The organism is Paenibacillus sp. FSL R7-0163, assembly GCF_037969975.1.
In the GTDB taxonomy this organism is placed as follows: Bacteria; Bacillota; Bacilli; order Paenibacillales; family Paenibacillaceae; genus Paenibacillus_AQ; species Paenibacillus_AQ odorifer.
The window spans coordinates 5,428,824-5,442,938 of sequence record NZ_CP150224.1 but is presented as its reverse complement, the minus strand read 5'-3'; the positions used below and the strand labels follow the sequence as shown (position 1 = coordinate 5,442,938).

Below are 14,115 nucleotides of genomic sequence, written 5' to 3'. Positions count from 1 at the left end.
AATAATGAAGGCTGCTGAGTGTGCTCAGTAGTCTTTTTTCTATCCTAGTAAGTTTATGTGGTCTACGGATAGGCCTTGAATTAGAATGGTAAGCAAATGAGTGGAGCAGGTGATTAGGTGGCAGCTGAGCAGCAGGCGAATCCGTTGAAAGCGGCAGATCGCCCACAGGGGCAGGGAAGCAGCAGGTTTTTCTTTTTGGTTATTGTATTTATGTTTTGGTTCTCTTCTTATATTTATGTGCCGGTGCTTTCACCATATGTTGAGCATTTGGGATCATCGTATTTTATGGTGGGTATGGTGCTTGGGATATATGGGTTAATGCAGATCCTATTCCGTATACCCATTGGCATCGGTTCAGATTATTTAAATAGGCGGCGGCCGTTTATCTATCTGGGATTGATTGCGAGTGGAGTCAGCTGTTTTCTTTTTATGTGGGGAGCACAGCCGGGTTGGGCGTTGGCAGCACGTGCGGTATCCGGGATAGCAGCATCGGCATGGGTTGTGTACTCTGTGATGTTCGCAGGATATTTTCCAAAAGAGGAAGCTGGAAAAGCAATGGGCATGCTGCAATTTACTACAGTAATCGCCCAATTGACCAGCATGATGATCAGCGGCTATATGGTAGAGCATTGGGGCTGGAATGCCCCCTTCCTGATTGGTGGAATTGTAGCTATTGCGGCACTAATTCTTGCGCTTCGGTTACCGGAACAAAAGCAGGAAAAACGGCAAAATGCCATACAGATCAAGGAGCTGGCTGGTGTCGTAAAGGAACCTCTGCTGGTAAAAGTCTCGCTGTTGTCTGTGCTGGCACACTGTGTGCTATTTATAACGATGTTCGGATATACTCCGAATCAGGCGCTGAATATCGGAGCAAGCAAAGAAAGTTTGGGCTGGCTAACACTCGCTTTTATGATTCCGCATGCCATCGCAACACTCTACGGTTCACGTCTGTTTGGAGGGCTACTGGGTGATAGAGGGAAGCTTATGCTAGGCTTTGCGGGAAGCGCACTGTTTACGCTGCTCATTCCCTCTATGTCAACGTTAGCGGCACTTTGTCTGACTCAGGTGGGGAATGGTTTTATGCAGGGACTTATTTTTCCGCTGCTGTTGAGTAAATCGGTATCAGAAATAGATCCCTTTAAACGGGCTACAGCTATGGGTTTCTATCAGGCCGTTTATGCGATAGGGATGTCAGCAGGGCCATTTGTAGCAGGTTGGATGAGCTCTGTATATGGCTTGACCGGAGGATTCTGGTTAGGTGGGATTGCGGCGGCGTTGGCTACAATTTTATCCTGGGTATGGATGAAGAATACGAAGCAGAAGCAGCTTAAAGAAACTTAACAGACTTGGCAGAGCGTGTAAGGATGATTGGTTTTTTGTGCAAAAGGGGAATATAATAGAGATAGGAAGCAAGGAGGAGGAGCCCGGGAGAATGGTCAAGGTTGTAATGTTGTGGTTTGTGGTAATTAATATTATCGGGTATGTAGTGATGTCCGAGGACAAGAATAAAGCCCGCAAAAGGCGGGAACGTGTACCTGAGAAAACACTTTTTCTGCTGGCAGCCATGGGCGGCGCACTAGGTGTGCTGATTGCCATGTACCGTAAGCGCCACAAGACGCGTCATACATCCTTCAGGATCGGAATTCCGCTTCTGCTGCTGCTGAATATCTTTTTGTACAGCTATTTTTTAAGATAATAGTCTTTAGGATTACAAACTAGAAAAAGAGGTGGCGTACATGTTATTCTCTAAAATTTTGCTAGCCTATGACGGTTCAAAGGCTTCTAATCAAGCATTGGAGCGCGCAATTGAACTCGCTAAAGTCACACCAGGTTCTATATTGCATGTCGTACACGCATTTGAATTCCCAAGATTTTTTATCGGAGAAGCTCTTGCACCTCTACCAGCTTCAGTAAATAAAGAATATTATGATTTGGCAGTGCAGACTACCGAAGAAGTGAAGGGACGCCTTGAGGCTGAAGGCCTGAATGCTGAGGTTGAGCTTTTACAAGGATCTCCTGCGGAAGTGATTTTGAAATATGCTAAGGAAAATGCTATAGACATCATAGTTATCGGCAGCCGTGGGCTTGGCGGTATACGTGAATTTGTTCTGGGCAGTGTCAGCCATAATGTAGTACAAAGCGCTCGTATTCCAGTGCTGGTTGTAAAATAATATAGAGTTCAAAGGGACGCTGATAGCGTTCCTTTTTTTCAATTTAAGGAAGTATAGGTCGTATTCTGGAGCTTAAACAACATAGAGTGTTAGAGCTAGGAGTGTACGGAAAGAAGTCTTTCTTCACAAAATATAAGGTTATTGAGAATTTAAATTCGTCCAAAAGCGAACATTTATTATCGTGTTTTTACCAATGTTCGTGTTTGAGTTGACATCATGTGTAGGGGATTGTTAAACTGATGTCATGAAGAGCTCGTATAAAACCGGGAATATGGCCCGGAAGTTTCTACCCGGGAACCGTAAATTACCGGACTACGAGGAAATAGGATGCTAGAATGCGATAGTTCAGTCCAGATAATGGAGTGATGCATTGTGCAGCTTTCCGTGCTTAATGCCAGTTTGGTGAGAGGCAAACGGGAGTGTTTTTTCCTAATTCCTTTACTAGTCCGATCCTCCCGCAGCAAAATGCGTCTGGACATCGGGCTTTTTTAATATAAGGAATAAGTTACACGTAATATATCAACCTTATATTATTAAGGAAAACGATAGTCATCCCTGAAGGACGAGAATGTAGTCTCTGCTTGTTCGGATTTACAAGATAAAGATATCTCATACTAGTGATTGGAAGGTAGGTCGAATCATGTCTGTGCAGGTAGCTGTCATCATGGGTAGTAAGTCGGATTGGGATACGATGGAGCACGCTTGTAGGGTGCTGGAAGAGCTGGGATTGTCTTATGAGAAGAAGGTAGTATCCGCGCACCGTACACCGGACTTGATGTTCCGCTATGCGGAGGAAGCCGCAGGCCGCGGCATTCGCGTGATTATTGCAGGAGCAGGCGGCGCCGCGCATTTGCCGGGTATGGTGGCTGCAAAGACAATCCTGCCAGTGATTGGAGTGCCCGTGCAGTCGAAAGCACTTAATGGGCTGGATTCGCTGCTCTCCATCGTGCAGATGCCTGGAGGCATACCGGTAGCAACGGTAGCTATTGGTAAGGCAGGCGCTGTAAATGCAGGCCTGCTGGCCGCACAGATCATCGGAGCGTTCGACCCTGAAGTGCAGCAGCGTGTGCAGCTGCGGCGGGATGCGATCCGCGATGAAGTATTGGAAAGCAGCGACAGCTTATGAGACCGGAGGAGCTGAAGCTGCAGGAGGCTGGCGGCGCAGCTTCGCCAGCCGCACAAGCGTCCGGTGCGGACACCGTCCGGACGCTGCTGCCCGGCTCGACCGTCGGCGTGCTCGGCGGCGGGCAGCTCGGGCGCATGATGGCGCTGGCCGGCAGCGCCATGGGGTACCGCTTCGTGGCGCTGGATCCTGCGCCGGATGCGCCTAGCGGTCAAGTTACGCCGCAGATCACGGCGGCGTATAACGACCGGGACGCGGCGCGGGAGCTGGCCCGCCGCGCGGACGTCATCACGTACGAGTTCGAGAACGTCGACGCGGGCGTAGCCGCGCTGCTGGCGGAGGAATCGTACGTGCCGCAGGGCAGCGCGCTGCTGTATACCACGCAGCATCGGCTGCGCGAAAAAGCCGCCATCGAGGCGGCGGGCGTTCCGGTCGCCCCGTACCGGAAGGTGGACAGCTTTGCGGAGCTAAAACAGGCGGCGGCTGAACTTGGACTACCTTGTGTGCTCAAGACAGCCACAGGCGGTTATGACGGCAAGGGTCAAGCTGTGATTCGTCAGGAAGAAGAGCTGGAAGAAGCTTTCCGGCAGGTTGCACCCGGTGAGGTGATTCCGGAGCTGGTGCTTGAGAAGTTTGTAGCTTTTCAATGCGAAATATCCGTTGTTGCTGCACGTAGTGCATCTGGGGAGGTCAAAAGCTTCCCGCCTTCTGAGAACATTCATGTAAATAATATTTTGCATCTGTCCATTGTACCTGCAAGAGTGTCAGCAGACATTCAGCGCAGAGCTTGCGAGCTGGCTGAGACTTTAATCGCAGGGCTGAATGCGGTTGGACTGCTTGCCGTGGAAATGTTCGTCACAGCGGACGGTGAATTGTTCGTCAATGAGCTGGCACCAAGGCCGCATAATTCCGGCCATTACACCATGGATGCTTGCGTGACCTCACAGTTCGAGCAGCATGTCCGGGCGATTTGTAATCTGCCGCTGGGCGATACAACGCTTTTGACACCTGTAGTTATGGTAAATGTATTAGGTCAGCATTTGGATGGTGCTATTAAAGCGACCTGTACACATGAGGAAAAAGATAATAAGCTGGGTATTGTACCTAAGCTTCATATATATGGCAAGACTGAGAGTAAGACTGGTCGTAAGATGGGTCATATCAATCTGCTGTGCAAGGATACCGGAGACGGCCTATCCTGGGTGGAGCAATCTAAACTTTGGAGGAACTAAAGAATATGATCGAACGTTACAGCAGACCCGAGATGCGGGCCATTTGGACTGAGGAGAATAAATTCAAAGCGTGGCTGGAAGTGGAAATATGCGCTTGTGAAGCATGGGCGGAGCTGGGAGTCATCCCACATGAAGACGCTGCTAAGCTGCGTAAGGATGCTAAATTCGACATCGCACGTATTGATGAAATCGAACAGGAAACACGTCATGACGTAATTGCCTTTACACGTGCGGTTTCCGAAAGCCTTGGCGCAGAACGCAAATGGGTACACTACGGCCTTACTTCCACAGATGTGGTGGATACAGCACTGGGTTACTTGCTGCGTCAAGCGAATGAGATTCTAGAGAAGGATATCATCAACTTTATTGAGATCCTTAAAGATAAAGCTATTGCTTATAAAGATACACCGATGATGGGCCGTACTCATGGGGTTCATGCTGAGCCAACTACTTTTGGTCTGAAAATGGCATTGTGGTACGAAGAAATGAAACGTAACCTGGAGCGTTTCCGCCATGCTGCGAACGGTGTGCAATTTGGCAAAATCTCCGGAGCCGTTGGTACGTATGCCAACATTGATCCATTCGTAGAAGAATTTGTCTGCCGTAAGCTGGGTACAAGCCCTGCACCGATCTCGACACAAACTCTACAGCGCGACCGTCACGCTGAGTATATGGCAGCTCTTGCTCTGGTAGCAACCTCGCTAGACAAATTCGCTACCGAAATCCGCGCTCTGCAAAAGAGTGAGATTCGCGAAGTAGAAGAAGCTTTTGCCAAAGGTCAAAAGGGTTCATCTGCTATGCCGCATAAACGGAATCCTATTGGCTGCGAGAATATTTCCGGTCTGTCCCGCGTGATTCGCGGACATATGGTTACAGCTTATGAGAACGTGCCGCTCTGGCATGAACGCGATATCTCGCACTCTTCAGTGGAGCGTATCATCCTTCCGGATGCAACGATGCTGCTGAACTACATGCTGAACCGTTTCGGAAACATCGTGAAGAACCTGACTGTATTCCCAGAGAATATGAAGCGTAACATGAACCGTACCTTCGGCGTTCCTTTCTCTGGCCGGATCTTAACCAAGCTGATTGATAAAGGCTTCAGCCGCGAGCAAGCGTACGATACCGTTCAACCACGTGCGATGCAAGCTTGGGAAGAGCAAAAGCAGTTCCGTGATATCGTGGAAGCTACACCTGAAATCACTAATGTCCTCACCCCAGAAGAGATTGAAGATGCATTTAACCCTTCTTGGCACCTTAAGCATGTGGATACCATCTTCCGCAAGCTAGAACTTATCTAAAAAAGATAAGTTAGTGGTGAACTAAGGAGCTAGGAATAGTACGAGCGGTTAATGTTGTGCAGAATTGAAATGCAACTGGTCGATAAGGAACGGAGAGAAATTTTGGAACTGTAGAAGCGTTAGCGTTCGCCTTTATCCTCGGATTTCTACCACGGGCAGTGGTTCAAATCAGGAAATCTGAGGATAACAGCGATCGGAAGTCCAAACATTTCTTGTAGTGGCCCGATTGACCCAACAGATATTTCCGATTTTGCAAGAGACGTTTTCGCTCAAGTAATAATTAATGATCATTAGTTCAAGGGAGGAAAGGTCATGACATCATCGGCCGTATCCACAGCCGTGGAACTCATCAATGCGCCGCTGCTCTACAAAGGGAAGGTTCGCGAGCTATACGATTTAGGGGAAAATGTACTGATCGTAGTTACGGATCGGATATCTGCTTTTGACTATGTGCTGGACCCGGCGGTCCCTGAAAAGGGTAATGTGCTTAACCGTCTGAGCGCGTTCTGGTTCGGACAGACTAAAGAGCTGATGGAGAATCATGTCGTTCATATCGATGTGGATCTGCTTGGCGACGTAGTTAAGGACAAAGAGGCCCTCAGAAACCGTGTCATGGTGGTACGCAAAGCGGAGCGCATTGATATCGAATGCGTAGTGCGTGGATGCATCACTGGCGGCGGCTGGAGACAGTATCAAGAAACCGGCAAGGTAAATGGTATTGAGCTTCCTGCTAACCTCCGCAAAAACGCGCTGCTGGCAGAGCCGATTTTTACCCCTGCGGCTAAAAATGATGTAGGTCACGATGAGGATATTCCGTTTGAGAAAATGCAGGAATTAATCGGAGCTGATCTGGCGCTTGAGCTGCAGGAAAAGAGCTTAAAGCTGTTCGCTTTTGCTAGAGAGTATTGTGCTGAGCGGGGGATCATTCTTGCGGACTGCAAATTCGAATTCGGCTTGTTGGACGGCAAGGTGATTCTGATCGATGAGATTTTTACACCGGATGCTTCCCGCTTCTGGGCTAAGGATAAATACGCGCTTGATATTGAAATTGATAGTATGGATAAAGAGCCTGTTCGTACGTATCTATCTGCATCTGCCTGGGATAAGAATAGTAAACCTGATCCGCTCCCAACTGAAGTAGTAGAAGAAATTACACGGCGTTATCTGGACATTTATCATCGTCTTACTGGCAAGTCTTTATAGTTCAACATAGTGTGTGCACTCATGGGAATAAATTCAGTATATATTTTTGAAGCTAAATGTACTCATTGTAGAATTTCAGTTTCAGAGGGTATGCTCATTAAAATTTAGGAGGAACTACAAGCATATGTTAAAAGCGACGGTATATGTCACCATAAAGAAAAGCGTTCTTGATCCACAAGGGGTAGCAGTACAAGGAGCACTTCATTCGGTAGGCTTCCAAGAAGTTGAAAGCTTGCGTATCGGGAAATATATGGAGCTGACTTTGGATACGGATAACCGTGCTGAAGCGGAAGTGCGTCTTAAGGAAATGTGCGAAAAGCTACTTGCCAACACGGTGATCGAGGATTACCGCTACGAATTGGAGGACTAAACGACATGAAATTTGCTGTACTTGTCTTCCCAGGCTCCAACTGTGATATTGATTGCTACAAGGCGGTAGAGGACAGTCTCGGCGAACCAGTCGATTATGTGTGGCATACAGCGACGGATTTGTCGGCGTATGATTGCATTTTGGTTCCAGGCGGATTCTCATATGGTGATTACCTGCGCTGTGGCGCGATTTCGAGATTTGCTCCTGTTATGGCGGAAGTTGCTAAAGCAGCAGAGCAAGGGAAATACGTGCTAGGCATTTGCAATGGGTTCCAAATTCTTACTGAGGCTGGTTTGCTGCCAGGTGCGCTTCGCCGCAACATGTCGATGAAGTTCCGCTGTCACGATACAGTGCTTAAGGTTGTTAATAATGAAACCCCATTTACTATTGACTATGCTAAAGATGAAGAAATCATCATCCCAATCGCACACGGTGAAGGAAACTACTACTGTGATGACGAGACTTTGGCAGAGCTGAAAGCTAACAATCAGATCGTGTTTACCTATAGCGATAACCCTAACGGCTCCGTAGCCGATATTGCGGGTGTTAGTAACGTACAAGGGAATGTGGTTGGCATGATGCCTCACCCTGAGCGCGCGGCTAATAGTTTACTTGGTTCAGAAGACGGCAAAAGAATGTTTACATCCATACTGAAGACTTGGAGGGATCGTCATGACGCAGCAAGTATCCGTTAAGGAACCGACCGCAGAACAGATTGCGGAGCAGAAAATTTACAGCCAGTTCGGTGTGTCGGACAGCGAATATGAGCTGATCAAGTCTTTTATGGGACGTTTGCCGAACTACACTGAAATCGGCGTATTCAGCGTAATGTGGTCCGAGCACTGTGCCTATAAGAACTCCAAACCACTCCTGAAACGTTTCCCAATTTCCGGACCACGTGTCCTGATGGGACCTGGCGAGGGCGCAGGGATTGTAGATATCGGTGACAACCAAGCGGTTGTTTTCAAAATCGAAAGTCATAACCACCCTTCAGCGGTAGAACCTTTCCAAGGTGCGGCAACGGGTGTGGGCGGGATTATCCGTGATATTTTCTCCATGGGCTCCAGACCTATCGCAATCCTCAATTCACTACGTTTCGGGAAGCTGGAAAGTGATCGAGTAAAATATTTGTTCGAACATGTTGTGTCTGGTATTGCTGGTTATGGTAACTGTATCGGGATTCCAACGGTTGGCGGCGAAATCATGTTTGATGATAGCTATGATGGCAATCCGCTAGTTAATGCAATGTGTGTGGGTCTGATCGATCATGACAAAATCCAACGTGGTGTAGCTAAGGGTGTAGGCAACCCAGTCTTCTATGTAGGCCCTCCTACAGGACGTGATGGAATTCATGGTGCTACTTTTGCATCGGTAGAGCTTAGTGAGGAATCAGAAGCTAAACGTACCGCTGTACAGGTCGGCGATCCATTTATGGAAAAGCTCGTAATGGAATCTTGTCTAGAACTGATCGACAGCGGCATCGTTATCGGGATTCAGGATATGGGTGCAGCGGGTCTTACATGCTCTAGTGCGGAGATGGCAAGTAAAGCAGGCAACGGTCTGGAGCTATATCTTGATCAGGTGCCACAACGTGAAGAGGGCATGACGCCTTACGAAATGATGCTTTCAGAATCACAAGAACGGATGTTGTTCGTCGTTGAGCCGAAGGATGAGGCCCAGGCACAAGAGATTTTTGACCGCTGGGGTGTTATCTGCTGTAAAGTCGGTAAAGTTACGGATGATGGCCGCTTGAAATTGTATCATCACGGCGAGGTTGTTGGTGACATGCCAGTAACGGCGCTCGTGGATGAGTGCCCAGTATATAATAAACCCTCTGAGGTTCCTGCTTATTATATTGCGAATGAAAAGGTAGATACCCTTCGTTACGAGGAAGTTACAGATCTGGGCGGTGCATTGCGTACAGTACTTGGATCACCAACCGTAGCAAGTAAAGCATGGGTATACAATCAATACGATTACATGGTGCGGACGAGCACAGCTGTACGCCCTGGATCTGACGCGGCTGTAGTTACCATTCATGGTACTCGTAAAGGACTTGCGATGACTACAGACTGTAATGGCCGTTATGTTCATCTTGATCCTGAAGTGGGCGGACGTATTGCAGTCAGCGAAGCGGCACGCAACATCGTTTGTTCCGGTGCTGAACCGCTGGCTATTACGGATAACCTGAACTTCGGAAATCCTGAGAAGCCTGATGTGTTCTGGCAAATGGAGCGTGCGGTTGATGGTATGGCTGAAGCCTGTCGTGTGCTGGATACTCCGGTTATCGGTGGTAATGTCAGTCTTTATAACGAAAATACTACGGGTTCCATCTATCCAACGCCGGTTGTCGGCATGGTTGGTTTAGTAGCGGACACGGATCATATTACGACTCAAGGGTTCAAGCAAGAAGGAGATTCTATTCTTCTGCTGGGAGTGACCAAGGCTGAGCTGGGCGGCAGTGAATTCCAATATGCTGTTCATGGTGTGACCGAAGGTCGTCCTCCGGCTTTGGATTTGGTTACTGAGAAAAAACTGCTGAACGCAGTCCTTACCTCAATTCGTGGCGGTCTGGTGCGTTCCGCGCATGACTTGTCCGAAGGTGGACTTGCCGTAGCGCTTGCAGAGAGCTGTATCAGCGGCGGAATCGGAGCGAACGTTGAGCTTTCAGCTAACGGTCTTAGATCTGATGTAGCATTGTTCAGCGAAAGCCAATCACGCATTGTGCTGACAGCAGCTCCTGAACGTGCGGAAGAGCTGAAAGCAGCGATTGCAGCCAGCGGTGTTCCAGTGGAGATCATCGGAACTGTAGGTGGAGACAGACTGCGCGTAAATCTGGACGGCGTGTCCGCACTAGATGAAGCTGTAGCAGAATTGAAATTCGTTTGGGAGGATGCTATTCCATGTCTTATGAAATAAAGACCGGGAAAGAGCAGGAGACTCCTATCCTGTGGACTGGTGACTTTTACAATGAAGGAACGGGCTCGGGAGATATTTTTGACACATTAAAAGAAGAATGCGGCGTTTTCGGGGTCTTCGGACACCCGGAAGCGGCGTCCATGTCTTATTACGGCTTACACGCCTTACAACACCGTGGGGAAGAAAGTGCGGGAATCTGCGTAGCAGACGGTCGCGATTTCAACTATCACCGCGGGATGGGGTTAGTAAAAGAAGTATTCGACAAGGACAAAATTGCCTCATTGGTTGGAGACATGTCCATTGGGCATGTACGTTATTCCACCAGTGGGGACAGCCGCTTAACCAATGCGCAGCCACTGGTATTTAAATATCGTGACGGCGATTTGGCGATTGCTACGAACGGAAACATAGTAAATGAACCGTTGATCCGCAAACAGCTAGAACAAAGCGGATCGATCTTTCAAACTACGAGTGATACAGAAGTGCTGGCGCATCTGATTGCCCGTTCGCCAAAGGATTTTGTTGAAGCGGCAAAAGATGCGCTGCAGCAGCTCGTTGGCGGGTTTGCTTTTCTGCTTATGACAAATGACAAGTTAATTGTCGCTTCAGATTCCCATGGCTTGCGTCCGCTAGTGATGGGACGGATTGGTGAAGCTTATATTTTTGCTTCCGAGTCCTGCGCATTAGAGGTCATTGGGGCACAGCTGGTTCGAGATATTGAGCCGGGCGAACTGCTAGTCCTCGACAAAAACGGCCTCTTAGAGGACCGTTTTACCGAACCCAAACGTAAAGCGCTGTGCGCGATGGAGTATATTTACTTCTCACGCCCAGACAGTGATATGAACGGCTCTAACCTGCACTCCGCCCGTAAGCGGATGGGTAGCCGCATGGCACTGGAAGCTTTTGTCGATGCTGATCTCGTAACCGGTGTGCCGGATTCCAGTATTTCAGCAGCCATCGGGTATGCCGAGCAAACGGGAATTCCTTATGAGCTTGGGCTCATTAAGAATAAGTACACTGGACGGACCTTCATCCAGCCGAGCCAAGAACTGCGTGAGCAAGGTGTGAAGATGAAGCTGAGCGCCGTGCGCAGTGTAGTTGATGGCAAACGTGTCGTTATGATCGATGATTCTATCGTTCGTGGCACGACCTCACGCCGAATCGTCAATCTGCTTCGGGAAGCGGGAGCTGTTGAAGTGCATGTGCGGATTACTTCACCGCCGTTCAAGAATCCTTGCTTCTACGGCATTGATACACCAGACCGCCGCGATCTCATCGCGTCCTACAAGACCATTGAGGAAATGTGCGAAGAGATCAACGCCGATTCCTTGGCATTTTTGTCGCCGGAAGGCTTAATCTCTTCCATTGGTGGACACAACAAAGATGACTACAAAGGCGGACTTTGCCTTTCTTGCTTTGATAATGATTACCCGACGCAGGTTGATTTTGGCGGGGCAGAGAAAGATGGCTGCTCGTGTTGACATCCCCCTAAGTCCCCCTTTCAAAGGGGGATTCCGAAGGGCTCTGCCCTCCGGCCACCCGAAAGCTCGGCGGTAGGAGTTGGATTATAACTTGCTAAGAAGACTTGGGTACGAGTGCTCGCTTTGTCCCTGTGTGCTGCGCACGGACGGGACACGCTTTACGGCGCTCCGCCCCCCGGCTGCATCCGCCGCCGGGACTGGCTCGCCAAGCTTCCCTCTGTTTGCTTCGCAAATACGAGGGCCGCTTGTCTCGCTTAAGGAGGTGCATGGCGCAGCTCATGCACCGAGGTCTTGAGGTCCGTGTGCAAGGCGCGCACTGCGGCTTGCAGTAGGGACAAACCGGTGGTTGGAGGGAGTTATGGAGAGGAAGTTTGGAACTGTAGAAGCGTAGCGTTCGCCTTTATGGTTGGATTTCTACCGCGAAGAGCGGTTCGAATCAGGAAATCCAACCATAACAGCGATCGGAAGTCCAAACATTCCTCGCAATAACTCCCCTACAACCACCCAAAAGCCGAATGCGCCCAAACGCGCTCTAAACTATTAAAAGATGAGGTGTCCAATAGTGTCGGAAGCTTATAAAAACGCCGGAGTGGATATTGCGGCTGGTAATGAAGCGGTAGAACGCATGAAAAAGCACGTAAAACGTACTTACCGTCCAGAAGTAATGACGGATCTTGGTGGGTTCGGAGCACTGTTTGGCCTCAATAAAGATAAATATGAAGAGCCAGTGCTTGTATCGGGAACTGATGGTGTAGGCACAAAGCTCAAAATCGCATTCGCGGCGGATCGCCATGACACGATTGGCATCGACGCTGTAGCTATGTGCGTGAACGACATTGTAGTGCAAGGTGCAGAGCCACTCTTTTTCCTCGACTATCTGGCTTGCGACAAAGTGGTGCCGGAGAAAATCGAAGCTATCGTAGCTGGAATCGCTGAAGGCTGTCACCAAGCGGGTTGTGCACTGATTGGCGGCGAAACGGCTGAGATGCCGGGTATGTATTCAGCAGGTGAATATGATATCGCTGGATTCACAGTGGGCGTAGCTGACAAAGCGAAGCTGGTAACAGGCGCTAACATCGCTGCTGGAGACACAGTGATTGGTCTGGCTTCCAGTGGTGTGCACAGCAATGGCTTCTCGCTGGTGCGTAAGCTTTTGCTTGAGCAAGAGGGTTATGGTCTGAAAGACGTGCTTCCTGAGCTTGGCGCTCCGCTGGCGGATGTACTCCTTGCACCAACTAAGATTTATGTGAAGCCTTTGCTGGCACTGCTGGAGCAGCTTCCGGTAAAAGGTATGGCTCACATTACGGGTGGCGGATTCATCGAGAATATCCCACGCGTATTGCCTGATAATGTAGATGTGGAGATCAATTACGGATCGTGGCCGATTCTGCCAATCTTCGGATTGATGCAGGACAAAGGTAACGTAAGCAACCGTGATATGTTCACTACTTTTAATATGGGAATTGGTCTTGTTCTGGTAGTTAGCGCTGCTGATGGAGAACGCGCTCTTGAACTGCTTAAAGCTAGCGGAGAAGAGGCGTATATCATTGGTAAAGTAACAGAAGGGGAATGCAAAGTAACCTTTACTGGAGCTGAAGTGTGATGCAATCAAGTCGAATCGCTGTTTTTGCTTCGGGGCAGGGCAGCAATTTTGCAGCACTGATCGAGGCACAGAGAGCAGGCTTGCTTGGAGACGGCAGGATTGAATTGCTTGTCTCGGACAAGCCGGAAGCGCCTGTAGCACAACGTGCGGAGGATGCGGGAATTCCCGCCCTCTTGCTGCGGCCAAAAGACTTCGCCAGCCGTGAGCTCTACGAAGCAGAGATTGTCGCAGAGCTTCAGCGGCGGGATATCGGGCTGGTTGTGCTGGCAGGGTATATGCGCCTCATTACACCAGTGCTTTTAACGCCGTATGCGGGTCGGATTATTAACATTCACCCATCGCTGCTGCCTGCTTTTGCTGGAAAGGATGCGATCGGACAAGCGCTGGATTATGGCGTGAAGCTGACGGGAGTCACTGTGCATTTTGTCGATGGAGGTATGGATACCGGGCCAGTTATTGCTCAGCGTAGCGTAGTTGTGTTGGATAACGACACGGCAGATTCATTGGCGGAACGGATTCATAAGGTTGAGTATGAGTTGTATCCTGAAGTGGTTGGCGCTTTCGCCAGCGGGAAAGTGGAACTGAGTGGAAGAAAGACGATTATCCGCGAAAAGTAAGCCACACTGTAGCCATTCGAAGTTTTGGATCGACATTTGGTGACAGGCGGAGAGATTTCAGGGTATTTCTCGGGAAATATTGCATAAGCGGCATT

Annotated in this window: 14 protein-coding genes and 1 riboswitch; all 14 genes read left to right on the top strand. The window is 49.2% G+C overall.

Features of this window, described 5'->3' with window-relative positions; translation table 11 throughout:
• Positions 1-117: 117 nt before the first annotated feature.
• The 14 genes from NST45_RS23915 (at position 118) to purN (ending at position 14,020) form a co-directional block, all read left to right on the top strand.
• Complete coding sequence (locus tag NST45_RS23915) at positions 118-1,341, top strand: MFS transporter (protein WP_081388178.1); 1,224 nt, start codon at positions 118-120, stop codon at positions 1,339-1,341.
• 91 nt (positions 1,342-1,432) lie between these two features.
• Complete coding sequence (locus NST45_RS23910; protein WP_036680925.1) at positions 1,433-1,696, top strand: DUF1294 domain-containing protein; 264 nt, start codon at positions 1,433-1,435, stop codon at positions 1,694-1,696.
• A gap of 40 nt (positions 1,697-1,736) precedes the next feature.
• On the top strand, positions 1,737-2,171 hold the full coding sequence (locus NST45_RS23905) for a universal stress protein (RefSeq protein WP_036680923.1): 435 nt from the start codon (positions 1,737-1,739) through the stop codon (positions 2,169-2,171).
• Between the two features lie 233 nt (positions 2,172-2,404).
• Positions 2,405-2,506, top strand: a riboswitch (purine riboswitch).
• A gap of 305 nt (positions 2,507-2,811) precedes the next feature.
• Entirely contained in the window at positions 2,812-3,297 is a 486-nt protein-coding gene (gene purE / locus NST45_RS23900; RefSeq protein ID WP_038568659.1) for a 5-(carboxyamino)imidazole ribonucleotide mutase, read from the top strand.
• Positions 3,266-3,502 (top strand): hypothetical protein, encoded by a 237-nt coding sequence (locus NST45_RS23895; RefSeq protein ID WP_249267791.1) that lies wholly within the window; start codon positions 3,266-3,268, stop codon positions 3,500-3,502. Before purE ends, NST45_RS23895 begins: the two co-directional genes overlap by 32 nt.
• Positions 3,405-4,526, top strand: coding sequence for a 5-(carboxyamino)imidazole ribonucleotide synthase (gene purK / locus NST45_RS23890; RefSeq protein WP_256721529.1), 1,122 nt, complete (start codon positions 3,405-3,407; stop codon positions 4,524-4,526). The genes NST45_RS23895 and purK overlap by 98 nt, the downstream gene beginning before the upstream one ends.
• Before the next feature lie 5 nt (positions 4,527-4,531).
• On the top strand, positions 4,532-5,827 hold the full coding sequence (purB, locus tag NST45_RS23885) for an adenylosuccinate lyase (RefSeq protein ID WP_036680917.1): 1,296 nt from the start codon (positions 4,532-4,534) through the stop codon (positions 5,825-5,827).
• A 312-nt stretch (positions 5,828-6,139) separates the two neighbouring features.
• A complete protein-coding gene (locus NST45_RS23880) occupies positions 6,140-7,030 on the top strand; it encodes a phosphoribosylaminoimidazolesuccinocarboxamide synthase (protein ID WP_076215805.1) in 891 nt (296 codons plus the stop codon).
• A gap of 124 nt (positions 7,031-7,154) precedes the next feature.
• Positions 7,155-7,400: a phosphoribosylformylglycinamidine synthase subunit PurS gene (gene purS / locus NST45_RS23875; RefSeq protein WP_036680912.1), complete on the top strand. Its 246-nt coding sequence runs from the start codon at positions 7,155-7,157 to the stop codon at positions 7,398-7,400.
• Between the two features lie 5 nt (positions 7,401-7,405).
• A complete protein-coding gene (gene purQ / locus NST45_RS23870; protein WP_036680909.1) occupies positions 7,406-8,095 on the top strand; it encodes a phosphoribosylformylglycinamidine synthase subunit PurQ in 690 nt (229 codons plus the stop codon).
• Positions 8,073-10,319 (top strand): phosphoribosylformylglycinamidine synthase subunit PurL, encoded by a 2,247-nt coding sequence (purL, locus tag NST45_RS23865; RefSeq protein WP_339824028.1) that lies wholly within the window; start codon positions 8,073-8,075, stop codon positions 10,317-10,319. Before purQ ends, purL begins: the two co-directional genes overlap by 23 nt.
• Positions 10,304-11,800: an amidophosphoribosyltransferase gene (gene purF, locus NST45_RS23860; protein WP_036680905.1), complete on the top strand. Its 1,497-nt coding sequence runs from the start codon at positions 10,304-10,306 to the stop codon at positions 11,798-11,800. Before purL ends, purF begins: the two co-directional genes overlap by 16 nt.
• Before the next feature lie 562 nt (positions 11,801-12,362).
• Positions 12,363-13,403 carry a phosphoribosylformylglycinamidine cyclo-ligase gene (gene purM, locus NST45_RS23855; RefSeq protein ID WP_076100605.1) on the top strand — a complete coding sequence of 347 codons (1,041 nt, stop codon included), beginning with the start codon at positions 12,363-12,365 and terminating at the stop codon, positions 13,401-13,403.
• The gene (purN, locus tag NST45_RS23850) at positions 13,403-14,020 is read left to right on the top strand and encodes a phosphoribosylglycinamide formyltransferase (protein ID WP_076100606.1); all 618 of its coding nucleotides are present in this window, start codon (positions 13,403-13,405) and stop codon (positions 14,018-14,020) included. The genes purM and purN overlap by 1 nt, the downstream gene beginning before the upstream one ends.
• Positions 14,021-14,115 lie beyond the last annotated feature (95 nt).